The organism is Cellvibrio sp., from assembly GCF_053579595.1.
On record NZ_JBRFPI010000011.1, the window covers coordinates 1 to 24821 of the forward strand.

The window sequence follows — 24821 nt, forward strand, 5'->3', positions numbered from 1 at the left end:
TTTGCAGATTTTCGCCCGCCTTTTGTAAGCCATATCTCACACCAACATCGTTTTTGCCGTACAGAAGCTTCCGCAATACCGCACACATCATGGTGATTTATGCGACTACTACTTTATCGGCCCAAAGCCGATACTGGCACTATCTGCTCAAGATGTTGCACCTCAAAAAAGGCAGCGGAGCAACAGGAACAACTCGGTCATGGATGACATCAACAACAACGCGTTAAATCCATCGGGAGAAAGAAAATGTCATCCAGGACGTGTATTGCCGTAGATTCAACTTGCGACTTGCCTGCAAAGTTTATCCAACAACACAACATTGAAGTGCTGCCCATTTATATCAACCACTCCAAAGGGCAGGAGATGGATTATCGCGATCCGCAAACCATGTTGAATTTTTACAAAAACCATTCACGCGATGTCTATGGTTTGGCGCAATCCGATCCACTCTCTGTTAACGACATGACCGATATCCTCAGGGAGCGTTTGCTGCCGAAATACGATTTGGTTCAAGTTGTCACCATCAACAGCAAAAAGAGCGATGTATTCAAGCGCGTGTCTGAAGCAGCTCTGGTAAACGAACCGAAATTCCGCGAGATGGAAAGAACCGAAGGCCGCGCACCTTTCCGCATCCGCTTGTACGATTCCATGTCCATGTTTACCGGCCACGCACTGCTGGTATATGAGTTGGTAAAACGCATCCATGTGGATCAGTTGCCACTGAATAAATCGATTCGCGAAATCGACAATATGCGCGACCAGGTGTACGGCTATTTAATTCCGAATGATTTGTCCTACATGCGTGAACGCCGTCATCTGCGCAAAGGCGATAACAATATTTCCTGGATTAACTTTAAATTGGCAAGCGCGTTAAATCTGCGTCCAATTGTGCAATTGCATCGCGGCGCGACAGACAAAATAGATACAGGAAAAGGCTTTTTGGGTGCGTTGGAAAAATTGTTTACCCATGTCAAAAAACAAATCCAACAAGGCTTGACCAGTGAAGTTGTTGCGATGAGCTACGGCGGCTTGCTGGAAGATATTAAAGACGAACCAATCCTGGTGGAGTTCCGTGAATTCTGTAAGCAGTACAATGTAAAAACTATGCTGTCGATGATGAGTATGACCGGCGCAATCAATGTGGGACCAAAATCTTTTGCATTGTCATTTGCTACGGATAAAGATTTGGTGTGATTTTTAAGTAAGTGCCAGGGATGGACTCCGGCATTCTTTCTTGAAGTAATCAGCACGGAACGAAAATTTAAAAAAACAAAAAACTCCCGTCAGTTGCCTGACGGGAGTTTTTTATTGCGGCAGATTTATTACAAAGACTCGAGGAACTTGATCAAATCATTGCGCTGCGCCGCTGTCGCCGCTTTGTAGGCAGATTGACTGGCTGTCGCTTCACCACCGTGCCACAAAATCGCTTCGTTGATGGTGCGTGCGCGGCCATCGTGTAACAAGCGGGTGTGGCCATTGACGGCCTCGGTCAAACCCAAGCCCCAGAGCGCCGGCGTGCGCCACTCGCGGTTTAGCGCGGCATTGCTGGTCAGGCGATCGGCCAGGCCATCACCCATATCGTGAACCAGTAAATCGGTATAGGGTTTGATGGTTTGACCGCGCAATTCTGCCAATGGGTGGCCGTAATCGGTCGTCATACTCGGGGTATGGCAACCACCACAGCCGAGATTGGCAAACACTTGCTCACCGCGCACCACATCGGCGTTATTGACTGTTTCTGGGCGACGCGCCGGTGCGCCCAGCGCCTGCATGTATACAGCAACCAGATTGACGCGCGCATCGCTCAACTCAACGCCCGCTGGCCCTGCATTGCGGCAGGCAGTTTGATTGGCACCACAGGCGGGGCCCTGGAAGATACTGGTACTTACACCTATGTCTTCATGCAGCGCGTCAGCAGTGAATTGCTCAAGCGTGGCGATATTCGCTTTCCAGCCAAAACGGCCGATGCGCTGGTCGCCAGTTTTGGCGTCCGTCACTTGGACCGCGCGGCCGGAGATACCATCGCCGTTGCTGTCGTTCGGATCATGGCGCTGTAGCAAAGTCGCTTCCGGTACCGCTTCCAATAAGCCCAGGCCGACAATGGTTTGCGCCATACGAGGGGAGAAGAAATTCACTTGCCCGCCAGCCTGATCCAAGACTTGCACCGAGTAGCTGGGGGCTTGCAGTTGATAAGCCGTGCCGTCATTAAAATTACCGGCAACAGTGCTGTAACTCAGGCTGGTAGTCGCTTCCGCCGGTACACCGCCATTGCGCGATTGCGGTTGTAACACTTTGCCGAAATAGGCGTGTGGCAGAGCGTTACCCTGGGCATCAGTACCGCCGGAGCTGACTTTTACCGCCATGGTATTGGGCAACTGACCTGCGACTGGCGCCAATCCGCGGCCGTTATTGGTATGACATCCCACGCAGGAGTTATTGATCGTCAGACCAGTAGACAGGTTCGCTAATTCAGAAAAGTCCGGGTTGCCCGCCTCAAAGTGTTTTCCGGTCACAAAGTCGGTGTGGAAAATCCGGCGGCCACTGAGGAAGCTGTTATGGGTTTCCCAACGGGTGTTCAGGGCTTCGCGGAAGAAGGACGTCCACAGGTATTCATGACGATCCACAATAAAAGGGCTTGCTGCAGTAGGCGCATATTCCAGTACCGGATCGGTGAAAATCTGGGTTCCATCACGATAAGTCACTGTCGCATTGTTGGCGGGATTGGTAACCAGATACGACGGCTTTTGGTAGCCCTTGGCGATCCCCTGTGGCGAACGGACCGGCATATAGCCCTGCCCACTGGAATCCACCCACACACCGGAGGTGCTGATGACATCTGCTTGCGCGATTCCTTTAAACGCGCGCACTGGTGCTGCCGTAGCGGCACCACCGGCAGACAATTTCGCATTCAGCTCATCGTTATTGACGATATATAAACCCGGGCTCCCCAGTTTGATGCGGAAAGTGTCCGTGTAGTACACGCGCTGGGCGCTGACTTTAGGATCGGTCTCGGTAAACCCGAGCCATTGTTGGAATTCAAAGTCATAGAACTCTCCAGTGCGCAAAGTCGTTTGGCCTTCGCGCTCACCCGGTACAAAACGGGTACCTACGCAGCGCCAGCGCTCGCCCTTGCCAGTCGCTGGATCAGCGGTCGCGATGCGGGTGAAGCCGCCGTTATCGCCAAAGTAGGAACGGTAAGGGTTAAACAAACTCTTACGGCAGCCAATATCATTGAAGTTGGCGTATTCAGGCTCATAGAAAATCTCTACGCGCGATTCACCTTTCGGGGTGTGATCGTGCACCTCAAACTTGAAGGTGCGGTGCTCGTGATAGAACGATGGAAAGGTGTAGAAGATAGTTTCAGCTTCATGACGCGCCCGCGCGCGACCGCTGCCGAAGGTGACGATGGTGCCGTCTGGCTCAATGCGCCAGTTGCGCGATACTTCTTGCGAAAACTGGGTCGGGAACAGCGGCTTGTAGTTCACATTGGCGGGAATACTGGCCGCCACGCTGCTGGACGAAGGCACTGCAGGCGTAGATGAGCGGCTGGAGGATAAAGCAGGAGTGCTGCTCGGGGCGATGCTGCTGGCAATACTACTGGGCGCGCTGCTACCAGTACCGCCAGAACCATAGACTTTCAGTTCAAAAATCGAATAGCCCCATTGGTTGCCTGCACTGCGTGCTGTGCCATACACACGCAAATAACGATAAGAGCCGGTTACGGCAAGGGTATCTGTGCGCGCACCAAAAGTACCGCCGGTACGGCTCGCCAGATCGGTCCAGGTCGCATTGTTATTCGAGCCTTGCACCAGGTAATTGGCGGCGTTGGCTGCCTCCCAATCAATCACTACCGAACTCAGGGTTTTGGCTGAACCAAAATCCAGGCTGATCCATGTCGGGTCAATGGCGTGGGTTGACTCCCAGCGGGTACCGGGGTTGTTATCTATCGCCAAGGCAGCGGGTTGTTGCTGGCTGCTGGCCGTCGCCACTGCGCCTATCGCGAGATTCAGGGCGGCCGGGATACTGGCAGCACTACTGCTCGCCGCGACTGCGCCATAGACTTTCAGCTCCCAGATCGAATAGCCCCAGTTATTGCCGGTACTGCGCTGGGTACAGTTAATGCGCACATAGCGATAGGTGCCGCTGGCCGCCACTGTATCGGTGCGTGTACCAAAGGTGCCGCCGGTACGGCTGGCGATAGTATTCCAACTCGTGCCATTGATTGAACCTTGCACCTCATAGTTGGCTGCATTGGCCGCCTCCCAATCGATAACGACTGAAGACAGGTTATAACTTGCGCCAAGATCGACACTCAACCATGACGGGCTAATACCATGAGCCGATTCCCAGCGGGTGCCGCCATTGCCATCCACCGCATTGAGCGCGGAAGTGAGCGATGTGCTAGCCGTCGCCGTTTTATTCAGCGCGAGATTCGTTTGGGCAAAGAGATTGTGACTAATAAACAGCGAACAGAGCAGGAATAGCATCCTGCCCAGGGTGATGGTTTGCATAATTGTCTCCACTGGTTCCTTTCCAGCCACTAGCATTCACGCCTCTGACGAGATCTTATCGTTATTGAATGCACTGACCGGACAAGGGAATTAGCTGATTGTATTGACTTACCGTTAAGCGCGACTGTTGGAAAACAACAACTATCGCGCCAAAATTTTTATTGGAATTGTGGTGGTGTGTTGATGAACTAACACACTAGTAAGCTTCAACTATCAACCGGACTTTCTCTTCTCACTTTTGGAAAACTGCTTAAAGATGGGGCATCTCACTTGCCACTGCAAAAAGTGAGATGAATTTGTGCAAAACATGTCACACCGAAACCGTGCAAGCACCTAATTCCAGCGAACCAGATCTGAAAATAAAACAGCCGATGGAATCGCTTCCATCGGCTGTTCGGGTAAAACGATTAAACAGAACGATCAGTTGTTGTAGCCATTGGGATTTTGCGACTGCCAGCGCCAGGCATCTTGCATCATGCGTGCGAGATCGTATTTTGCAGTCCAACCCAACTCCGCTTTGGCCTTGATCGGATCGGCGTAGCAGCTAGCGATATCTCCCGCACGGCGCGGCACAATTTTGTAGGGCACAGGGCGGCCACTCGCTTGCTCAAATGCCTTGACCATCTGCAATACCGAATAACCACAGCCGGTACCCAGATTGTAGGCGCGGCAGCCTTTGCCGGATTTATCCAACCCCTTGAGCGCCGCAACGTGGCCATGCGCCAAATCCACCACGTGAATGTAATCGCGCACGCCGGTGCCATCTACCGTATCGTAATCATCGCCAAACACGCTCAACTCTTTGAGTTTGCCAATCGCCACCTGCGCTACATAAGGCAGCAAATTATTGGGTATTCCGGCAGGATCTTCGCCAATCAAGCCGCTTTCATGCGCGCCGACCGGATTGAAGTAGCGCAGCAGGGAGATGTTCCACTGGCTGTTGGGCGCCTTGGCAATGTCAGCCAATATTTCCTCCACAATCAACTTGCTGCGCCCGTAAGGATTAGTGGCAGAAGTGACAAAGCTTTCGTCGATAGGCACAGAAACCGGGTCACCATAAACCGTGGCAGATGAGCTGAAAATCAACTTCCACACCTTGAACTCTTCCATCACCTCCGTGAGCGACAAAGTGCCGGCAACGTTGTAGCGGTAGTATTTCATGGGAATCTGGTTGGATTCGCCAACCGCCTTCAAACCGGCAAAATGCATCACTGCATCAAACTGATACGCACTGAACACCTCGCGCATAGTCTGTTTATCATTGATATCGACTTCAAAAAACACCGGTTCAACGCCGGTAATCCGGGCGACACGCTTGAGCGATTCAGCGCTGCTGTTGCAGAGGTTGTCGACCACCACGGGTAAATAACCACTATTGATGAGTTCAACACAGACATGGCTACCGATAAAACCGGCACCGCCAGTGACAAGAATAGGAGAGCGAGACATGCAAGATTCCTTATAAAGATGTAAGCCATTGCGCACGCATTGAACCAGAGTTCGGGCGACAGCATAAGGGCTTGGAAAGAATCTTTTATTAAATCATATAATTATTATTTTATTAAGTAGCTAACAGCAAAAAGGCAAGCCGATGCTTGCCTTTTTAGTGTGCCAGCTGAGTATCAATAACGCTTAAAAGAACGATCAGGGATTCGAACACCTTCAACTTGATAAGTATCAAGTGCGCACCTTAATTGCATTAACTGACCGTAATGGAAATACGCGTCACCAATGCTGTGATATAGATTTTGACCTTCAGCACTTTGTAAACGGAACGTGTCACAAGGATGCATTCCAGATACATCATCGACGGCAATATATTTATCGAAGGGGCTTTTTGTTAAAAACAGGCTTTTTACAGCGGCATTAGGATCTACAGGAATAGCCAAAGAACTTATCGTCGGTACAAAGGTGATATTGCGAATTTCCGCTGCTTGGTATTCACTCAAGTAATCCGCTCCATTCTTAAGCTCTTGGTAGGCGTCACTAAAAGATTCAGCATAACTACCAGGAACATTATCGTAATAAATACCCCCTCTTTTTTTGGAATACCATTCATAGCTTTCAGATAAGGTGCCATTCCAATTTTTATACAAATAGAACTTAAATGCGGCTATTTTTTCACCTTCATAAACAGAATTGACTTGCTTAGCATTTACGCCCAGTAAACTGCCAGAACTGACAGCTATTCGCACAAGTTGCTCTGGAAAATCCGCCGCTGTCGCAGGTTTAAACTCAGGCGCGGCAATGAGCATTTCTCTTGCAGCAGGACTGTTGTAAATATACCTGGCGCGTTTGAGCGAAGACGAAGTATACCCAGCAACATAATCATCAAGCTTGTCCACTAAACCATCAACAGTACCCTGTATATCCAGAGGTGCGTTTGCACCCAGGTGCGGTGCATCATAGGAAACATAAATCGATGTTTTATGGTTAATACCACTTAGCTCCATGTTTTTTAACGCCTTACGAGCAACCAACCCACCCATGCTATAGCCAATAACTACTGCCGGAGCATTACCTACCTTAGCCCCATTTATTTCTACGATAATTTTTTGAAGAAAGGCAGCATTTTCACTTATTTTTGAAGCACCATGAGGAAGATTCACAATAAATAAATCGCGTCCATTACCACCATTATTGTTGACTCCATTCATTAACAACTGATTAAAACCAGCATTGAAATAATGATTGGGAAACAAGCTGTCTGTAGGGTCATAGCCCTCCACAATAATGACGGGCTTATCAAGAACACCATCATTTGAATAGGCGATGTAGTTTTTGCTTAGGGGTCGAGACAAGAAAACATTTGAGGGGGACTTTTTGCTAATTGAGCCAAAAAGTACATCCACACCGGGCAAGTCATAATTGAAATCATAATTAACTGTATCATTTTCATAAGTTACTCTCGGAACAGGATTACATCCTCTCGCGGGAATACAGTCTTGGGGAATTAGTGATCTCCGTACTGAAACAACTGCATTGTTACAACTTAGTGTTGCAGTGGTGCCGGGAACAGTATCGTACCTATCGGGGAAACATGCTCTTCCTCCAGCAGTACAATAGGCAGGTTTAAAAACCTTAACTCCGTTTACTGACTTAATATCACATAAGACACCGGTAGCACCGATGCTATCCCTATAAATCAAATCACCACCAAAAGACGCTGCTGAAAATAAAATCAATAAAGAGATAAAAATTTTTAAATAACGCATACACATAATATGTCCTTTATTTTAATTGGAAAAAAGGCAAGCCGAAGCTTGCCTTTTTGCTCAACACTCAATTTAATTTGGAAACCGCTGCCTATCAGCATCAGTTCTCATGTAATACAAAGGTAAAGGACCCCGTATGACATTAATTCCGTATTTGTCTTTAATATAAACTTTGGCGTTGTAAATTGACCAATTATAAATTTCCATTAACGTGAACTTATTGGGCATAAGCATGTAGTTGATAGGCAATATATCGCTAAAATCAACACCACCAGGAGCAAAGGCCGTCGTTACACCTGATATTCCAGCATTATTATTGGCAACTGAAAAATCAGCATTTACACTCCAGTCAATAAGAGTAAACGGTTTAATATTACCTCCAATTTCTTCATAGGAAACCGCAATAGCACAACCAGAAGTGGCTTTTAGGCGAATTTCAGGGACACCAACGTAACTTGCCTCAACCTTATGATCAACCAAACCAGTTCTTTGCCCTCTGTCGCGCCACTTATATTCAATACCGTCCCATCCCTTGTCATAAACAGTAACAGTAGTTGGCTCTCCGCCAAAATCAGACACTAACGAACTTACTTTACTATAAACATTGCCATCAGCAATTACTGTATTTTTTGCATATTCAGTGGTATCACCTTTATTTAAGAGACGCACAGATAAGTTCTTAACGTTTATTTCTGCTCCAGTAGTTGGATTTTTATATTGGTCAGGCTGAGGATTTTGCAGCCACAGTGGATCTTGTGAAAAAGGTGAAGACGGCTTTGATAGACCATTCAAGTAGGCCACCATGCGCTCTTTTAAGAATACCGTATCAAAAGGTTTAGATAGCTGCACTGTAGTGCCACCACCAGTGAAGTTATTGCCGTCTGGACTGAAATAAACATTTCCATCTTCAAACGCAATTATAAGACCTTGGCTTGCATTTGGCCTGGCATTCGATTCAGTGGCAGAGTTCCCCTGATAGTTCAGCAGTGCAGAAATACTTTTTGCGCCTGAGTAGATTTGTTTTACATCACTACCAGAAATTACTTGATTATAGTTATTGGACCAGTACGCAACATTCTTATTGTAGGCAAGTAAACCATGTCTGTAAGGTATGATTTTTTTTAGTGAGGGAGCTGCAAGATGTAAAACGTTAATTGTGTCCACACCACTTAACTCGGAAACAGAATTAAATTTCCCTATATCCCCGTTTGAAAATTGCACATACAAAACCCCATTTACATTACCGAGAGCCTTTTGAATTCGTCGCAGCCCAGATTTGTAAGTAAACTTACGAACTAAACCCGATGGTAGATCAATAGCAGTTATATCGCTCAAATATCCTTTTTCATATACATCCGTACAAATACTACTGCCACGCACACATGTTTTGCCAATAATTTTTCCTGTGGAATATTCTTTTCCCTGTTTTGTCTGAATAACCAACAAGGTACTACCCAACACACCAATTGTATTTATATAGTCAGCGTATATAGGCGTGCCCCACTTAGTCGTAGAATCCACATATGATTTAGTTACGTTTACTAATTTTAATGTAGAACCACCTCCATCAAGATAACGACCATCTGGACTAAAAAAAACATCACCGTTTTTGAGGGCGGTAATAATACCTCCAGCGATAAAATCAAAGGATTCAACATCATTAGAGGTTGTGGTTAACTTTGCACTTAAATTCCTTTGACCTTGCAAATACTTTCCGTTGTCAGAATATGTTGGCCCACAATTATTTAACTCAGAAATTACTCCGCCTCTGTACTCAATCATTTTTTGATTATATGTAAAAGCAAAAACAGGAAAAGAAAAACATAAAACAATTAAACTCAGAGATAATTTTTTCCCAAACATAAAAAATCCTTAATAGTAGAATAAAAAACGGCAGCTATTTGCTGCCGTTTTTTATTCTACTGAAAACCTAAAAATAATTTAGTGACGCATCACTCAAGCGGAAGGCTAAAACCAACAACGAATTTAGCTTCGTCGTTTACGGTTCCATCTTGATCATCAACAACCTTGCCCAAGGTAAAACTAAGCTTGTCATTGTAGGCATAAATTAAATCAACGTGCGCGACACCATCAACAGAGTCTGTATCGTCCATGTGAACACCGTACTTCACAGTAAACTTATCCAAAACTACTGCTAATGTCGCATAAGAGTAGCTGTTATCGCCGTAATCTTTCGCGGCAATATTCTTGTAATAAGTGGCAGTAACTGGACCATAACCGAGGGCAACCACTGCCTCAGTCAAATCAGCAGGAGCAACTTCCACTTGTGGGTATGCATACGACCACAAGCTCACATCGTATCTAAAGTCACCTACCGAACCACCATAGCCTGCATACAGATCATATTCTTGACCATCATCAAAATCACCAGAACCTGCCCACACACCAGCATAGAAACCATTTGCACTGTATTTAAGGTCTCCCCAAACCTGCGCATCACCTTCACCCAAATCCAAACCACGCCAGTAGTACATGTTGGCTGCACCTATAGCAGCAGATACTTCAGCGTGCGCCGCTGGCACAGCAAAACCAGCCATAGCAGAGAGAGCGATGGCACCAGCGATTAATTTTTGTTTCATCTTCATGAGTTCTTCCTCTTAATGGTCTTTACTAGTTAGTTTTGAGGCAGCTATTGATAATTCACACTAGCTTGATGGCGATATTGCAGATACCACGCCAGTTTTATTTTTGTCTTTTAAATCATTGTGTTATGAGTTGAATACAAGATTGCATACCCTAAACAAAACCAGCACAAGCACAAGCATGGTGCATAAAAACCCAGCGCGCCACCCTGGCGCGCACCAAAACAACTCATTTAAAGCGAATAACGTACTCTTTAATCTTTTGCAGTTCTTGTTGCGCACTGGTTGCGCCCGCGTCCAATGGCGGCTCAGTCAACTTGCGCATCAACCACGCGTTTAGCGACGCCACTGCAGCACGGAATGACCAAGGCAGATAGAGCAACAAAGCAAATAGCACAACGGCCACACCGATTAATGTTTGCGACGATAAAACCTCATCCGCCAAGGTTTTACCAATCACAATCGCCAGTACCGGTGTCATCAAAGTGATGAGCGACACCGCGCTCGCAGACATTCGCTGCAAAATAAAAAAGAACAGCGCCGCTCCTACTAATGATCCCATGATCGATAAATAAATAATCGATGCACCGGATTTCACCGAAACCTGCTGTGGCACAGCACCATCCATTAACCACCAACTCAACACTAATCCCGGCAACGAAAAAAGTAACGCACCGCTGGCTTGATGAAATGCATCAAGGCTCACCGTTTCCTGCTGGGTTAATTTTTTTACCCACACACTGCTAAAACTAAACAGTACACAGGAAAGTAAAATGCTGACGATGCCGTATACCGAACGGATATTAAATTGTAATTGGTGATAAAAAATAACAACCAGACCAGCGAGCGCCAACACCAAGGCAACTACTTTTCTGAACGTGAAAGGATTTTGTTTTAGCAGCCACAAGGTCATCAAACCCGTGACGAAAGGTGACATCGCAAAAATCACCGCCACTAAACCCGATGGAATAAATTGCACGCCCCAATACACAACAGGCATGTTGGGAAAAATACCAATCGACGCCGCAAAATAAATGTGACGGTGCTGCCAATAGGTAGCAAGGGATTTTCGCAGTAATCCATGCACGAGCAATGCAATCGCCAACGCAATTGACATGCGCGCCACAGCGGCGGCAATAAAGCTTAGGCTATCGCTACTCCATTGAATAGCAAGCGGGGTGGTAGCCCAAATTAACACTACCGAAAAATACGCAAATAACACAGCCACGGTATAACTCCTTATTGCCCAATGAGCAACTGACGAGAGAATGACCGCAGCAAACAATCAGCGAGACTGCCAGTAAAAATCAGCAGACTGAGAGTAAAAAAAACCGAAACCCGAAAACAAAAAAGGCCGCAGTTTTTATGCTGCGGCCTTTGTTTATAACGATTATTCAACTAATCAACAAATTCCGCCAAGCAACGCGCGCAGACCACAAACCAAATCATTGGTCGTAGTGCGCGGGCGATATGCTTGGCGGAATAAATTGGATACATAATTAATTGATCTAAGGTTATAAGGTTTTTGAAAACTGAAGCGAGGTTAATTTAATTTCTGTTCAGCCACAAGTCATTTTTGCATTTTTTTTATTCAATTAATTACCCTATACTCATGCCCTCATTTTTAATGCAAAAAAGTAATGACCAAACGAAATGAAAACATATCTGGTTGGCGGCGCTGTCCGCGATAAATTATTAGGCCGCACCGTCACCGAAAGAGATTGGGTGGTAGTAGGCAGTAGCCCCGAGCAAATGGTCGCTAACGGTTTCACACCTGTGGGACAGGATTTCCCGGTATTCCTGCATCCGCACACTAAAGAGGAGTACGCGCTCGCCCGTACCGAGCGCAAAACCGGTAAGGGTTATGGCGGATTCAGCTTCTATTGCGGCGATGAAGTGACCCTGGAAGATGACCTTATCCGCCGCGATCTCACCATCAATGCCATGGCACAAGATGAGAATGGCAATATTATTGACCCTTATAACGGCCAACAGGATCTCGCCGACAAACTGCTTCGCCATGTATCACCCGCTTTTGCCGAAGACCCGGTGCGCATACTGCGCATCGCCCGTTTTGCTGCGCGCTATCACGCATTAGGGTTTCGCGTAGCCGATGAAACTATCGCATTAATGCAAACCATGGTCGCCAACGGCGAGGTAGATCATCTGGTGGCGGAACGTGTATGGAAAGAAACTGAACGTGCACTGGGAGAACCACATCCAGAAATTTTTATTGAGGTGTTGCGTGCAAGCCATGCTCTAGCGCGTTTATTTCCTGAAATTGATGCACTTTTTGGTGTACCGCAAACGGCAGTGCATCATCCGGAAATTGATACTGGCATTCACACCTTAATGAGCCTGCAGCAAGCGGTAAAACTATCGACCAGCACCTGCGTGCGTTTTGCTACGCTCGTGCATGATCTCGGCAAGGCGACAACACCCGTCGATGAATGGCCACGCCATATCGCCCACGAAGATCGCAGCCTGCCGCTTGTCAAAAAGCTGTGCGAACGTATCGCAGCGCCCAAAGATTATAAAGATCTGGCCTTGATGGTGGCGCAATGGCACACCCATTGTCATCGCGCATTGGAATTAAAACCGGTGACCATATTAAAAGTATTTCAATCCAACGATGCGTTTCGCCGCCCTGAACGCTTTGAACAATTGTTACTGTGCTGTGAAGCCGATGCACGGGGACGCACAGGTTTTGAAGATCGCACCTATCCCCAGGCAGATTTTTTTCGCGCTGCGCTAACGGCAGCGCAAGCAGTTGATATTACCGCCATCCAGCGCGGCGGTTTTAGTGGCAAAGAATTTGGTGATGAAGTTAATCGCCAGCGCCTGCAAAATCTGGTTCAATTGAAGAACAGAATTTCAACCCCACCCCAAGCGTGACTATAACTTCACCTATAAGTAACGCAGCGGTTATCGAGAGATAAGCACATGCCCGCAACCACCACCAAAGTGGCACTGGTAACCGGTGCCGCCAAACGCATAGGTGCCGAAATCGTCCGGCAGTTACACAAAGAGCATTTTAATGTGGTGATTCACTATCACCAATCGGATAAAGCGGCAAAAGAACTTGCCAATGAACTAAATGATGAGCGTGAAAATTCTGCATATTGTATTGCTGCAGACCTTAACAATATGGAACAGATCAAAAATCTCGCCGCGCACGCACAGCAGCATTGGCAACGCCTGGATTTGCTTGTCAACAATGCATCCAGTTTTTATCCCACACCTGTCGGCGAAACCAGTGAAGAGGATTGGGACCAGTTAATTAACTCCAATCTCAAAGCACCGTTTTTTCTCGCGCAAGCACTCACTAAAAAATTGGGCGAACATCACGGCTGCATCATTAACATTGCCGATATTTATGCGGACAAGCCGCTCAAGAAACACAGCATTTATTCTATCGCCAAAGCGGGCAATGTGATGCTCACCAAAACATTGGCACAAGAGCTGGCACCAATGATACGTGTGAACGGTATTGCACCCGGCGCCATCCTCTGGCCAGACGACAGCCACAAAAAGCCGGAAGACAGATTATCCGACGATAATAAAGAAAAAATGCTCGCCAAAATCCCCTTGCAGCAGCGCGGCCAAGCGCAGGACATAGCGCGAGCAATTATATTTTTGACGCAATCCCCTTACATTACCGGGCAAATACTCACCGTCGATGGTGGTCGTACGATTACGATTTAGCCTTCATACTCATGAGAACCACATGATAAGAACACAATTATTAACCACAGCAGGTGAGCGAATTGAAGGTAACGCTGAGTTAATTGAGCGCTGGCGTTGCGACAATGGCAGCTATATCTGGATAGATCTGATTAATGAAGATCCGCACACAGAAAAGCAATTTTTGTTATCTATGCAATGCCATCCGCTAGCAATCGAGGATGTACAACGTTTTCGTCACCCACCTAAAACGGAAACATTCGATAATTACACCTTAATTTTATATCGCGGCATCACTGAATTTAATAAAGACCTCACCATCCAACAAATGACCATTGCTCTCTTCGCTGGAGACCGCTGCTTGATCAGTTGCCATCCGCGCCACTCATTGGGCATTACCCATTATTGGGAAAATGCGCAGCAAGAAAATTTATTGGTTAGTCCCGGTTTGTTAGCCTCGCGCATTATGCGTTTTTCAGTCGGGCGCTATTTGGAATCCATCCTCGCGTTTGAGCCATCGCTCAATGAGCTGGAAGATGCAATGCAAGAAAAACCCAACGATGAAGTTATGCGCGAATTAATCAGCTATCAATCGCGCCTGCGCAAACTCAAACGAATTTTTAGCTATCACGAAAAACTGGTCACCAATTTATTAAAAGATATTCCACAGCGATTAATTGACGAAGACGGGGATATAGAACACGGCTTGCAGGATCTATTCGAACGCTGTGAACGCCTGCACGGCTTGTGCACTATGTACTACGAAATTTGCGGGGATTTAATCAATGGATACTTATCAATCAGCTCGCACCAGTTAAACAACACCATGCGCGTGCTGACAGTCATTACCGCGATTTTTGTGCCGCTCACCTTTATCGCCGGAATTTACGGGATGAATTTTGACAATATGCCCGAGCTGCATATGCCCTACGGCTATTTTTATACACTTGGGGGGATGCTGGTAATTGCCGCAGGGTTTGGAATTGTTGCATTCAAGAAGTGGCTTTAAGTAAAGAGTTAAGAAAAACACTACGCCGCTCAGGTATTTAACATTAATCTATCGCTCCAATAAGAAACAATCAGGAACTTTACATGCAAAGGATATTAACTGTTTCCTTAGGTTGCACTGCCCTATTATTTACCCCTTGGCTTACTGCTGCCATTCTGACGTGCAAGTCGCCAGAAGGGAAAACAATCTATACTGATGATGCGCGCAACTGCGGCGCGCAAAAAGCAGCCGAATTGCATTTGGATATCCCTAAAGACACTCGCATAAATTATCGCTACCCGGAACGTAAATATGATTCAGTCGAAAGTCGATGGCCAATATTTATTGAACGTCCGGAGCAGGAATCAGACAAAAAGGTGTATAACGAGGCAGTCAACCGACTGGAGAGGACGCTCGATTTGGTATTTGCCACCTTCCCACCACAAAGCCATGAACAGTTAAAGACTGTCACTTTTTATATTATGCGCGGACCAAAATCGTCGCTCGGCGGCGAAGACTCAGTTTTGCGCTATGCCGCACATGGCAGCACCAAAAGATACTCACTGCATGACAAACGCTGGAACAACGCAGTCATCATTTACAATGTCGATAATTATCTTTGGCTAACTGATACGTGGAACAAAAAGACCATTACTCACGAGCTGTCTCACGCTTGGCATTTTTTAAAATGGGGATACAAACATCAGCCGATTATGGACGCTTGGTTAAATTCCCGCAGTAGTGGCTTATATTTATCGGTAAAAGACATGGAAGGCCACCTACTAAAACCGGCCTATGCATCAACTAACAACATGGAATATTTTGCGGAGTTATCAGCCATCTACTTTGCTGGAGGAGTTTATTATCCGTTCAACAAACAAGGATTGAAAACTTACGACCCAGTTGGCTATACCATGATAGAGCAGCATTGGCTTATCACTGAAAGCGTTCCACAGGAACAATTAGCCCGCCAGTGAAACCATTTTATTTCGCCACTCAAAATCAATCGCCCACAAGGACTGTGAGGCCTGATCATAACCCGCCCACAAATCGCGATAGCTTTTTTGTAGTTGTGGGTGCAAAACATCCGGTGCAATTTCAGCCAGCGGCAACAGCACAAACGCATTCTTGGTGATTTCGGCGCGCGGCAATTCAATGTCATTTTCTACTCCGACAAAATCACCATAGGTCAAAATGTCGATATCCAGAGTTCGCGGGCTAAACTTTGGCCCGTTACGCTTGCGGCCATTATTATCTTCAATACGTTTTAGCGTTTCCGATAATTCAATAATCGACAAAACTGTATTGGCGCCAACAACCAGATTAAAAAAGTTGCTGCCATCAAAACCGACCGATTTACTTTCGTAAACCGATGATATTTGCAATTCACCAAACAACTCCGCCAGAGCATCCAGCGCCGCCGTAATATTGTTATGGCGATCAACATTACTGCCCAAGCTTAAATAAATCGCCGTCATTCGGGTTTTGCTCCGCGCTCAATCAGCAAACCCACATCGCGCGCGCCGCGCACTGCACCTGGTTTGCTTAACCGCAAACGCAACCAGGGCACATTAAATTCCGTACGAATCACTTGCGCAATTTCTTCTGCGAGCGTTTCGACCAACAGCGCATTGCGGTTTTCAACATAGGCAATCAATCGTTTGGAAACAGCCTTGTAATTCAACGCATACTGAATATCGTCAGTCTCGGCGGCTTTGCGAATATCACTCGCCATTTCCAGATCGATACTCACCGTCTGGCGCACTTCGCGCTCCCAGTCGTAAATGCCAATAATCGTATCGATACGCAGATCGCGAATGTAAACAATATCCATAAAAACTTCTTTTAAAGTGGAGAGAGTGTGTTGAGTGGCCAGCGCGCTTTGACATTGATGGCGAGACCTTCGTGCTGGCCCGCAAGCAAACGTTGGCAGCCAGCGTAGGCGATCATAGCGCCGTTGTCGGTGCAAAATTCGTGGCGCGCGTAAAATACTTTTGCACCAATTTTAGCGAGGTTTGCATCCAAATCAGCGCGCAATTTTTTATTAGCCGAAACGCCACCGGCAATCACCAGTGTTTTCATTCCGGTTTGTTCTAGCGCGCGTTTGCATTTGATCACAAGCGTATCAACAACGGCAGCTTGAAATGCATTGGCGATGTCGGCGCAGGTTTGATCATCAGGTAAACCATTGGCCTGTTTATTGGCATTAACAGTCGTGAGTGTTGCCGTTTTTAAACCGCTGAAACTGAAATCCAAACCGGGGCGATCGACCATCGGACGTGGGAATTTAAATCGCCCCTCAATACCTTGCTCGGCAAGTTTGGCGATTTGCGGGCCGCCGGGATAATCCAGATCGAGCATTTTGGCGGCTTTATCAAACGCCTCACCTGCTGCATCGTCAATCGATTCACCCAGCAATTCATACTCACCAAGCGCATCGACTTTTATCAACTGGGTGTGACCACCCGATACTAACAAGGCAACAAATGGATACGCAGGCGGATTGGCCTCCAGCATGGGAGCGAGCAAATGGCCTTCCATATGATGGACACCAATCGCCGGAACACCCCATGCATAAGCCAGTGAGCGCCCCATAGATGCGCCGACCATCAATGCACCGATCAGGCCGGGGCCCGAGGTATAGGCAATGCCGTCGATATCACCAGCGGTAGAGCCGCTCGCCGCCATCACTTCATTAATAAGCGGCAGCAACTTGCGCACATGGTCGCGTGACGCCAGTTCCGGCACAACGCCGCCATACTCCGCATGCAGCGCAATTTGGGTATATAAGACGTGCGCCAGCAAGCCGCGTTCACTGTCGTAAACCGCCACACCTGTTTCATCACAGGACGTTTCCAATCCCAGTACACGCATAACCAACCTCTGGCACCACTTACACGACCCCGCACAAACAGGGCAATCAATCACACAGGACGGCTATGATAAAGGCTGGCATCGCGAAAACCCAGCACTCTTACACGTGCAAGGTTGCGGCTGCCATAAGAAGCGTATAGAATCCGCACCCCTCGGATACTTCACTGTGTTTACACACTGGCGCCTATCCATAAGACATCATTTATTAGCTCTCTTTTTAAAGGTAACAGCATGCCTTCAGTAAAACTTAAAGAAAACGAACCCTTTGACGTAGCCCTGCGTCGCTTCAAGCGCGCTTGTGAAAAAGCAGGCATTTTGGCTGACGTTCGCGCTCGCGAATGCTACGAGAAGCCAACTACCGTTCGTAAGCGTGATGCCGCTGCCGCTGTTAAGCGTCATGCTAAAAAGGTACAACGCGAATCTAAAAAGTTTACCCGTCTGTACTAAGTTACTGCGCCGACTCAGTGTCGGTAGCTGTTTTTAGCTTCGACCGGTTCCGCTCGTTAGCCTGTTTGCATCTGTCAACTAACGAGTTGTGCGTTCCACTCCTGTACCCACATTGATTACTCAATAACCGGTGATTCATGAGTCAACCAACGCTAAAAGACCGCATAAATGATGCCTTAAAGACCGCGATGCGCGCTAAAGAAAAAGAGCGCGTCGCGGTTTTGCGTCTTGTGATGTCTGAATTCAAAAAAATTGAAGTCGATGAACGCATCGAAGTTGATGACGCCCGCGCATTGGTCGTGCTCGATAAAATGGTCAAGCAGCGCCGCGATTCCGAACAACAGTATCGCAACGCCAATCGCCCGGAACTTGCCGAGCAAGAAGCTTACGAAATCACTGAAATTCAAGCCTATCTACCCGCCGCACTCAGCGCTGCTGAGCTTGACGCTATTGTCATCAAAGCATTAGCCGATGCCGCTGTAACTGAAGCGCGCGACATGGGTAAAGCCATGGCGCTGATCAAACCCCAAGTGCAAGGCCGTGCAGATATGGGCGAAGTAAGCAAGCTGCTTAAAGCCAAGTTGAGCAATTAGTCGTCAGCTGCTAGTTTCTAGCTATCCCCTCCAGGCGACGATTTCATGGCCGGTTTAATCCCACAAGGTTTTATTGATGACATGCTCGACCGCCTCGATATAGTCGATGTGGTCGATAGTCGCGTTAAACTCAGGAAAACCGGTAAAAACTACAGCGCCTGCTGCCCTTTCCACGACGAAAAAACCCCCTCCTTCACCGTCAGCCCGGACAAACAGTTCTATTACTGTTTTGGCTGCGGCGCGAGCGGCAATGCGCTGGGCTTTGTGATGGATTACGAGCGACTCAGCTTCCCTGAAGCCGTTGAATCACTCGCTCGCCTGACCGGATTGGAAGTGCCGCGCGAGGTGCAAACCGAAGCGCAGGAAAAACGTGAGCAGGAAAAACGCAGTATCTACACCCTGCTGGAAAAAGCAGACAATTTTTATCAGCAGCAATTGCGCCATCACCCCAGCAAACACCTGGCAGTAAACTATCTAAAAAATCGTGGTTTGGATGGCAAAACCGCCAAAGCCTACGGTGTCGGCTTCGCGCCACCCGGCTGGGATAACTTACTCAAAAGCCTCGCACACAACGATGAAGACAAACATCTGCTGATCGAAGGCGGCATGTTGATTCATCAGGAGCAGGAAAAGAAACTTTACGACCGCTTTCGCCATCGCATTATGTTCCCCATCCGCGATACCCGCGGGCGGGTCATTGGTTTTGGCGGGCGCGTGCTGGGCGACGACAAACCCAAATACCTCAACTCGCCCGAAACACCAGTGTTTCATAAAGGCCAGGAACTCTACGGACTCTATGAGGCGCGCCTCGCCTATCGCGAGCTACCGCGATTGCTGGTGGTTGAAGGCTATATGGATGTGGTCAGTCTGGCGCAGTTCGGGATAGGTTACGGCGTCGCCACACTGGGTACCGCCTGCGGCCCAGACCACCTTGATCGCGCCTTCAAATACACCAATGAAGTGGTGTTTTGTTTTGATGGCGACAAAGCCGGGCGCAGCGCAGCGCAGCGCGCACTGGAAGCATCCCTCGATACCATGACCGATGGCCGCACTGTGAAATTCCTGTTCCTGCCCGAAGGGGAAGATCCGGATACTTTGGTACGCCAGATCGGCCCGGATAAATTCGAGCGCATGATCGAGCTGGCAGTGCCGTTTGAGGATTACCTATTTGATGCAGTCGCTGAAGGCTTAAACATCCGCACCATGGAAGGCCGCGCCACCTTCAGCAAACGTGCCGCGCCGCTATTAGAGCGCTTACCCAAAGGTGTATTCCGCGAATTGATGTTTGAGAGTTTGGCTACCCGCACCGGGCTCAACCGCAATATCCTGCAGGAATTGATTCAGGAGCAGCAAAGCAAAGGCGAGATGCAATCGCTGTTTGCGGCGCCGCCAGTGCCCACCAAAACAGAAGAAACAGTGCCCAAAGTGGCGCTGCCACGAAAAACCGAACCGGAGTGGGATCACCCACCGCTGGCGAATTACGAAGAGTACAGCGATTTTCCGCAAGAGCTGCCACCAACGGATTATCACGAATTTTATGAAGAGCCGCGCGCGCAACGCAAAGCCATCAATGCGAAATATCAACCGGAATTGCAGGCGCGCGCCGCTAGTAAATATTTAATGCCACCAGTACGCAAAGCCCTTGCACTATTGCTGACTTATCCAACACTGGCGAGCCTTGAATCCAACCATGATGAATGGCTGGCTGACGAGGCTGATCTCGACTGTCTGATGCTCGGCCGCTTGCTCAAGGTGTTGCATGAGCGGCCGCACTACAACCTCTCGCATTTGATTGGTTACTGGCGCGGCATTTACGGTGCAGAAAATACCGAACGACTGGCTGCCGTTGCCGGTCATGATTTATTACAGGCGGCGAATGCATTAACTCAAAGCCGACAAGATAAACCGGCCAAAGCCGATTACGACACCCAAGCGGCATTTAGCGATGCCATGGAAAAACTGCGCCAACAGCAAAAACAGAAAAAAACGGCAGAATCCTTGGCAAAACTGAAAAATGCCGACTTAACTCAACTCACCAAAGAAGAGCGCGATGAGCTGGTTCGCGCAGCACTGGCGACCAAAGTGCAACCATAAACCGTAAAACTGATCAAAACACGCACAATTTGGTGCTATCCGGCTGAAGAATATTGCCTCACCACCCAATCGCCTAGAATCCACACAAGCAAGTGGAGTATAATTTCGGGCTTTGCATTTCACTCATCAGGTTTTAAATAGGGTTTCGAATGTCTGAAGACGTCCAACAGCAACAGTCCCGTATTAAAGAACTGATCGCCCGCGGTAAAGAGCAAGGTTACTTGACCTATGCCGAGGTAAACGATCACCTGCCGGAAGACATCTCTGATCCGGATCAGGTCGAAGACATCATCCAGATGATCAACGACATGGGTATCCGCGTCTATGAAACTGCCCCCGACGCCGACACCCTGTTAATGACTGATGGCGACTCTGCTGCGGATGAAATCGCCGCTGCCGAAGCCGCTGCCGCACTGGTTGCCGTAGAAACGGAAACCGGCCGCACCACCGACCCCGTGCGTATGTATATGCGCGAGATGGGTACGGTCGAGCTGCTGACGCGCGAAGGCGAAATTGTTATCGCCAAACGTATCGAAGAAGGTGTGCGCGAATTAATGCACGCCGTTGCCTACTGGCCAGGTGCCGTACAGCAAGTGCTCGACGAATATGCATTGGTCGCCAAAGAAGAGCGCCGCCTTGCTGACGTCATTATTGGCTGGCTTGATCCGGTGGAAGATATTCCTGCAACCCTTGCTGAAGTCGAAGAAATCCCTGTGGCTGTTGCCGGTGCAAAACCTGCTGGCGATGACGACGAAGAAGAAGCTGCAAGTGAAGACGAAGAAGAAGCGGTTTCCGGTGTAGATCCGGAAGAAGCGCGCGTTCGCTTTGAAGAGCTGCAAAAGCAGCAAGACAAAGTGAATAAAACGCTTGCTAAATATGGTTATGGCAGCAAGCAAGCAGAGAAAGAATTGTCCGCCTTGGGCGATCTGTTCAAATTTTTCAAATTGCCTACTCGCCAATTCGATCCGATTTATACCAAAGCGCGCGTAATGCTCGACAACGTGCGCAAGCAAGAGCGTCATATTATGGATCTGTGCACCCGCAGAGCCCAGATGCAACGCAAAACCTTTATCAAAGAATTTCCCGGCAACGAAACCAACGATGCATGGTTGCCTGAATTCCTCAAAGGTAAAGTTGAGCACGCCGACAAACTCGAACGTGTATTGCCCGATGTACAAACTGCACAACAGCAACTTGCACAGATCGAAGCAGAAAGCGGCTTGAGTCTCGCCAGTATCAAAGACATTAACCGTCGCATGTCGATTGGTGAAGCGCGTGCACGTCGTGCGAAAAAGGAAATGGTTGAAGCCAACTTGCGTCTGGTTATTTCGATCGCGAAAAAATACACCAACCGCGGTTTGCAATTCCTCGATTTGATTCAGGAAGGCAACATCGGCTTGATGAAAGCGGTAGATAAATTCGAATACCGTCGCGGTTACAAATTTTCTACTTACGCAACCTGGTGGATTCGTCAGGCGATCACCCGCTCCATTGCCGATCAGGCACGCACTATCCGTATTCCGGTACACATGATTGAGACCATCAACAAACTCAATCGCGTATCGCGCCAGATGCTGCAGGAAATGGGTCGTGAGCCTACGCCGGAAGAACTCGGCGAGCGCATGGAAATGCCGGAAGACAAAGTACGTAAAGTGCTGAAAATTGCCAAAGAGCCCATCTCCATGGAAACGCCAATCGGCGACGATGAAGATTCGCATCTGGGCGATTTTATCGAAGACACCACCATTATTTCTCCGGTGGAGTCAGCGACAATGGAAGGCCTGATGGAAGCAACTCGCGAAGTATTGGCAGGCCTTACTGCACGTGAAGCCAAAGTACTGCGTATGCGTTTCGGTATCGATATGCACACCGACCACACATTGGAAGAAGTGGGCAAACAATTTGATGTAACGCGCGAGCGTATCCGTCAGATCGAAGCCAAGGCGTTGCGCAAATTGCGCCACCCATCGCGCTCTGATCACCTGCGCAGCTTCCTGGATGATTAATAGATCATCACCCAATAAAACCCGCTTCGGCGGGTTTTATTTTATGCACTTCATTAAAACCTGATGCTCAACCAGAGTCGAGCGGCCACCCAAAATCAGCACTCGCAAAATTTGCACTTCTCCTTTTTACAATAAAGCTTCAACTTTCTGCACCCATCAAACATTCCTGCATTTCAATCAAGCCATTTGGCATTTCCGCGACTAATATCCGCGCGAACTTTGAAGTTAGTGGTTCAAAAAATAACGACTACACCCCATCCCCCCACTTAACAATGAAGGAATTATCCATGTTCAATAAAAATAATATGTTGGGAAAACTGCTTTTCTCGATACTGTTAACGTCTGCGGCAAATCAAGTTTCTGCCGCGCCAGATCCAAATTTTCATATTTACTTGATGTTTGGCCAGTCCAACATGGAAGGCGCAGCCCCCATTGAAAACCAGGATCGCGTTACTAATCCCCGGGTAAAAGTAATGGCAGACTTAAACTGCGGCAATTTAGGCCGCACCTATGGCAACTGGTATGTCGCATCACCGCCACTCAATCGATGCTACAGCGGGTTGGGACCTGGTGATTATTTTGGAAAAACCATGGCAGACGGCATGCCGAGTTCCGTCACCATTGGATTAGTACCCGCTGCAGTATCGGGCACTCCAATTGAGCTTTACCAAAAATCAGCGCCTATAGGTCGAAACAACCAAAACATTCCAACACAGTTCAACGGCGGCTATGCATGGCTACTCGACATGGCCAAAAAAGCCCAACAAGCCGGTGTCATTAAAGGCATTATTTTCCATCAGGGTGAGAGCGATACCAGCGACCCGAATTGGAAAAACCAGGTCAAAGAAATCGTTACAGATTTGCGCAGAGATCTTGGTATTGGCGATGTGCCTTTTCTCGCCGGCGAGTTGCTCTATGCGGATTATGGATCATGCTGTCACTGGCACAATACCGAGGTTAGAAAGTTGCCGGGATTAATCAGCAATGCCCACGTAGTTTCGGCGATGGGCCTGCCAGGAATGGATGTGTATCACTTCACCACCGCATCCTATCGCGAATTGGGCAGGCGCTATGCGCAAATCATGCTCGACAAGATAGACAGAAACAGCGTGGTCAGCTCCATCTCATCCAGCAGTGCTCGCAGTTCATCCTCCAGCTCTTCCATTCGCTCAAGCATTTCTGTTTCGTCACGTACATCAAGTAGCGTGACGACCTCAAGGAGTGCCTCAAGCTCCTCCAGAGCGACCAGCACTGGAAAATGTGTTTACACCATTACTAACGATTGGGGCAACGGATTTACCGCGTCGATAAAAATCACCAACTCCAGCGCGACTGCAATCAATGGTTGGAGTGTCAGCTGGAACTACACTAACGCGACCCGCGTAACTAACCTGTGGAATGGAGTAGTCGTTGGAAGTAACCCCTATACCGCCACCCACATGGATTGGAATAAAACCATTCAACCCGGTCAATCAGTCGAATTTGGCTTCCAAGGCACCAAGCCAAACGGAACCGCAGTTATACCCGCGGTATCCGGCACCGTGTGTAATTAGAGGCTCACGCCAACAATAGCGCAAATACAAAAAAACCGCCGATTGGCGGTTTTTTTTGATCGCAATTTGCTAAAAATCCAACAGAATTAACCCTAGCCACATAGAGCACAACTCACTATAATGCCGCCCACTGCGCTTCTGCAGTTCCCTTGGGGCCTATAGCTCAGTTGGTTAGAGCATCCGACTCATAATCGGCAGGTCGCTGGTTCAAGTCCAGCTGGGCCCACCACATCAAATTAGTTTTTGATCCCAC

20 protein-coding genes and 1 tRNA gene are annotated in these 24821 nt (G+C 48.0%); 12 read left to right on the forward strand and 9 right to left on the reverse strand.

What is annotated here, in order from left to right; all coding sequences use genetic code 11:
* Both ACWA6V_RS01420 and ACWA6V_RS01425 read left to right on the forward strand, forming a co-directional pair.
* On the forward strand, positions 1-227 hold a 227-nt coding region (locus ACWA6V_RS01420), incomplete at its 5' end, for a hypothetical protein (RefSeq protein ID WP_449520838.1).
* A 19-nt stretch (positions 228-246) separates the two neighbouring features.
* The gene (locus ACWA6V_RS01425; protein WP_449520839.1) at positions 247-1194 is read left to right on the forward strand and encodes a DegV family protein; all 948 of its coding nucleotides are present in this window, start codon (positions 247-249) and stop codon (positions 1192-1194) included.
* Between the two features lie 128 nt (positions 1195-1322).
* On the opposite strand, the gene ACWA6V_RS01430 is transcribed toward ACWA6V_RS01425, so the two are convergent.
* The 6 genes from ACWA6V_RS01430 to ACWA6V_RS01455 all read right to left on the reverse strand — a co-directional run bounded on the left by ACWA6V_RS01430 (position 1323) and on the right by ACWA6V_RS01455 (position 11557).
* Positions 1323-4511, reverse strand: coding sequence for a di-heme oxidoredictase family protein (locus tag ACWA6V_RS01430; protein WP_449520840.1), 3189 nt, complete (start codon positions 4509-4511; stop codon positions 1323-1325).
* Positions 4512-4931: 420 nt separating this feature from the next.
* Complete coding sequence (gene galE / locus ACWA6V_RS01435) at positions 4932-5960, reverse strand: UDP-glucose 4-epimerase GalE (protein WP_449520841.1); 1029 nt, start codon at positions 5958-5960, stop codon at positions 4932-4934.
* A gap of 173 nt (positions 5961-6133) precedes the next feature.
* Positions 6134-7726 (reverse strand): esterase/lipase family protein, encoded by a 1593-nt coding sequence (locus ACWA6V_RS01440; protein ID WP_449520842.1) that lies wholly within the window; start codon positions 7724-7726, stop codon positions 6134-6136.
* 72 nt (positions 7727-7798) lie between these two features.
* Positions 7799-9589: a hypothetical protein gene (locus ACWA6V_RS01445; RefSeq protein WP_449520843.1), complete on the reverse strand. Its 1791-nt coding sequence runs from the start codon at positions 9587-9589 to the stop codon at positions 7799-7801.
* 89 nt (positions 9590-9678) lie between these two features.
* On the reverse strand, positions 9679-10332 hold the full coding sequence (locus tag ACWA6V_RS01450) for a TorF family putative porin (protein ID WP_449520844.1): 654 nt from the start codon (positions 10330-10332) through the stop codon (positions 9679-9681).
* A 226-nt stretch (positions 10333-10558) separates the two neighbouring features.
* Positions 10559-11557, reverse strand: a complete 999-nt coding sequence (locus tag ACWA6V_RS01455) for a DMT family transporter (RefSeq protein WP_449520845.1) — start codon at positions 11555-11557, stop codon at positions 10559-10561.
* Positions 11558-11982: 425 nt separating this feature from the next.
* Between ACWA6V_RS01455 and ACWA6V_RS01460 the strand changes: the two genes are divergently transcribed.
* The 4 genes from ACWA6V_RS01460 to ACWA6V_RS01475 all read left to right on the forward strand — a co-directional run bounded on the left by ACWA6V_RS01460 (position 11983) and on the right by ACWA6V_RS01475 (position 15978).
* Complete coding sequence (locus ACWA6V_RS01460; protein ID WP_449520846.1) at positions 11983-13224, forward strand: multifunctional CCA addition/repair protein; 1242 nt, start codon at positions 11983-11985, stop codon at positions 13222-13224.
* Positions 13225-13272: 48 nt separating this feature from the next.
* Positions 13273-14034, forward strand: coding sequence for a pteridine reductase (locus ACWA6V_RS01465; protein WP_449520847.1), 762 nt, complete (start codon positions 13273-13275; stop codon positions 14032-14034).
* A gap of 22 nt (positions 14035-14056) precedes the next feature.
* A complete protein-coding gene (locus ACWA6V_RS01470; protein WP_449520848.1) occupies positions 14057-15022 on the forward strand; it encodes a magnesium transporter CorA family protein in 966 nt (321 codons plus the stop codon).
* 83 nt (positions 15023-15105) lie between these two features.
* Positions 15106-15978, forward strand: coding sequence for a hypothetical protein (locus ACWA6V_RS01475; RefSeq protein ID WP_449520849.1), 873 nt, complete (start codon positions 15106-15108; stop codon positions 15976-15978).
* On the opposite strand, the gene folK is transcribed toward ACWA6V_RS01475, so the two are convergent.
* The 3 genes from folK to tsaD are packed head-to-tail and all read right to left on the reverse strand — an operon-like array spanning position 15964 to position 17875.
* Positions 15964-16479 carry a 2-amino-4-hydroxy-6-hydroxymethyldihydropteridine diphosphokinase gene (gene folK / locus ACWA6V_RS01480; RefSeq protein WP_449520850.1) on the reverse strand — a complete coding sequence of 172 codons (516 nt, stop codon included), beginning with the start codon at positions 16477-16479 and terminating at the stop codon, positions 15964-15966. The two genes, ACWA6V_RS01475 and folK, sit on opposite strands and share 15 nt — an antisense overlap.
* Positions 16476-16835 (reverse strand): dihydroneopterin aldolase, encoded by a 360-nt coding sequence (folB, locus tag ACWA6V_RS01485; protein WP_310067330.1) that lies wholly within the window; start codon positions 16833-16835, stop codon positions 16476-16478. The genes folK and folB overlap by 4 nt, the downstream gene beginning before the upstream one ends.
* 11 nt (positions 16836-16846) lie before the next feature.
* Positions 16847-17875, reverse strand: coding sequence for a tRNA (adenosine(37)-N6)-threonylcarbamoyltransferase complex transferase subunit TsaD (tsaD, locus tag ACWA6V_RS01490; protein ID WP_449520851.1), 1029 nt, complete (start codon positions 17873-17875; stop codon positions 16847-16849).
* A 231-nt stretch (positions 17876-18106) separates the two neighbouring features.
* Between tsaD and rpsU the strand changes: the two genes are divergently transcribed.
* The 6 genes from rpsU to ACWA6V_RS01520 all read left to right on the forward strand — a co-directional run bounded on the left by rpsU (position 18107) and on the right by ACWA6V_RS01520 (position 24797).
* Complete coding sequence (rpsU, locus tag ACWA6V_RS01495; protein ID WP_084618192.1) at positions 18107-18322, forward strand: 30S ribosomal protein S21; 216 nt, start codon at positions 18107-18109, stop codon at positions 18320-18322.
* Positions 18323-18459: 137 nt separating this feature from the next.
* Positions 18460-18915: a GatB/YqeY domain-containing protein gene (locus tag ACWA6V_RS01500; protein ID WP_449520852.1), complete on the forward strand. Its 456-nt coding sequence runs from the start codon at positions 18460-18462 to the stop codon at positions 18913-18915.
* 45 nt (positions 18916-18960) lie between these two features.
* On the forward strand, positions 18961-21009 hold the full coding sequence (gene dnaG / locus ACWA6V_RS01505; RefSeq protein WP_449520853.1) for a DNA primase: 2049 nt from the start codon (positions 18961-18963) through the stop codon (positions 21007-21009).
* 149 nt (positions 21010-21158) lie between these two features.
* On the forward strand, positions 21159-23015 hold the full coding sequence (gene rpoD / locus ACWA6V_RS01510) for an RNA polymerase sigma factor RpoD (RefSeq protein ID WP_449520854.1): 1857 nt from the start codon (positions 21159-21161) through the stop codon (positions 23013-23015).
* 287 nt (positions 23016-23302) lie between these two features.
* The gene (locus tag ACWA6V_RS01515; protein WP_449520855.1) at positions 23303-24568 is read left to right on the forward strand and encodes a sialate O-acetylesterase; all 1266 of its coding nucleotides are present in this window, start codon (positions 23303-23305) and stop codon (positions 24566-24568) included.
* A gap of 152 nt (positions 24569-24720) precedes the next feature.
* Positions 24721-24797: transfer RNA gene (locus ACWA6V_RS01520), tRNA-Ile, on the forward strand.
* The last annotated feature ends 24 nt before the right edge of the window (positions 24798-24821 follow it).

What these genes read in the sequence shown, in the direction of transcription:
- ACWA6V_RS01425 (WP_449520839.1), top strand. Translation starts at nt 247, where the DNA reads ATGTCATCCAGGACGTGTATTGCCGTAGATTCAACTTGCGACTTGCCT.
- ACWA6V_RS01430 (WP_449520840.1), bottom strand. Translation starts at nt 4,511, where the DNA reads ATGCAAACCATCACCCTGGGCAGGATGCTATTCCTGCTCTGTTCGCTG.
- galE (WP_449520841.1), bottom strand. Translation starts at nt 5,960, where the DNA reads ATGTCTCGCTCTCCTATTCTTGTCACTGGCGGTGCCGGTTTTATCGGT.
- ACWA6V_RS01440 (WP_449520842.1), bottom strand. Translation starts at nt 7,726, where the DNA reads ATGCGTTATTTAAAAATTTTTATCTCTTTATTGATTTTATTTTCAGCA.
- ACWA6V_RS01445 (WP_449520843.1), bottom strand. Translation starts at nt 9,589, where the DNA reads ATGTTTGGGAAAAAATTATCTCTGAGTTTAATTGTTTTATGTTTTTCT.
- ACWA6V_RS01450 (WP_449520844.1), bottom strand. Translation starts at nt 10,332, where the DNA reads ATGAAGATGAAACAAAAATTAATCGCTGGTGCCATCGCTCTCTCTGCT.
- ACWA6V_RS01460 (WP_449520846.1), top strand. Translation starts at nt 11,983, where the DNA reads ATGAAAACATATCTGGTTGGCGGCGCTGTCCGCGATAAATTATTAGGC.
- ACWA6V_RS01465 (WP_449520847.1), top strand. Translation starts at nt 13,273, where the DNA reads ATGCCCGCAACCACCACCAAAGTGGCACTGGTAACCGGTGCCGCCAAA.
- ACWA6V_RS01470 (WP_449520848.1), top strand. Translation starts at nt 14,057, where the DNA reads ATGATAAGAACACAATTATTAACCACAGCAGGTGAGCGAATTGAAGGT.
- ACWA6V_RS01475 (WP_449520849.1), top strand. Translation starts at nt 15,106, where the DNA reads ATGCAAAGGATATTAACTGTTTCCTTAGGTTGCACTGCCCTATTATTT.
- folK (WP_449520850.1), bottom strand. Translation starts at nt 16,479, where the DNA reads ATGACGGCGATTTATTTAAGCTTGGGCAGTAATGTTGATCGCCATAAC.
- folB (WP_310067330.1), bottom strand. Translation starts at nt 16,835, where the DNA reads ATGGATATTGTTTACATTCGCGATCTGCGTATCGATACGATTATTGGC.
- tsaD (WP_449520851.1), bottom strand. Translation starts at nt 17,875, where the DNA reads ATGCGTGTACTGGGATTGGAAACGTCCTGTGATGAAACAGGTGTGGCG.
- rpsU (WP_084618192.1), top strand. Translation starts at nt 18,107, where the DNA reads ATGCCTTCAGTAAAACTTAAAGAAAACGAACCCTTTGACGTAGCCCTG.
- ACWA6V_RS01500 (WP_449520852.1), top strand. Translation starts at nt 18,460, where the DNA reads ATGAGTCAACCAACGCTAAAAGACCGCATAAATGATGCCTTAAAGACC.
- dnaG (WP_449520853.1), top strand. Translation starts at nt 18,961, where the DNA reads ATGGCCGGTTTAATCCCACAAGGTTTTATTGATGACATGCTCGACCGC.
- rpoD (WP_449520854.1), top strand. Translation starts at nt 21,159, where the DNA reads ATGTCTGAAGACGTCCAACAGCAACAGTCCCGTATTAAAGAACTGATC.
- ACWA6V_RS01515 (WP_449520855.1), top strand. Translation starts at nt 23,303, where the DNA reads ATGTTCAATAAAAATAATATGTTGGGAAAACTGCTTTTCTCGATACTG.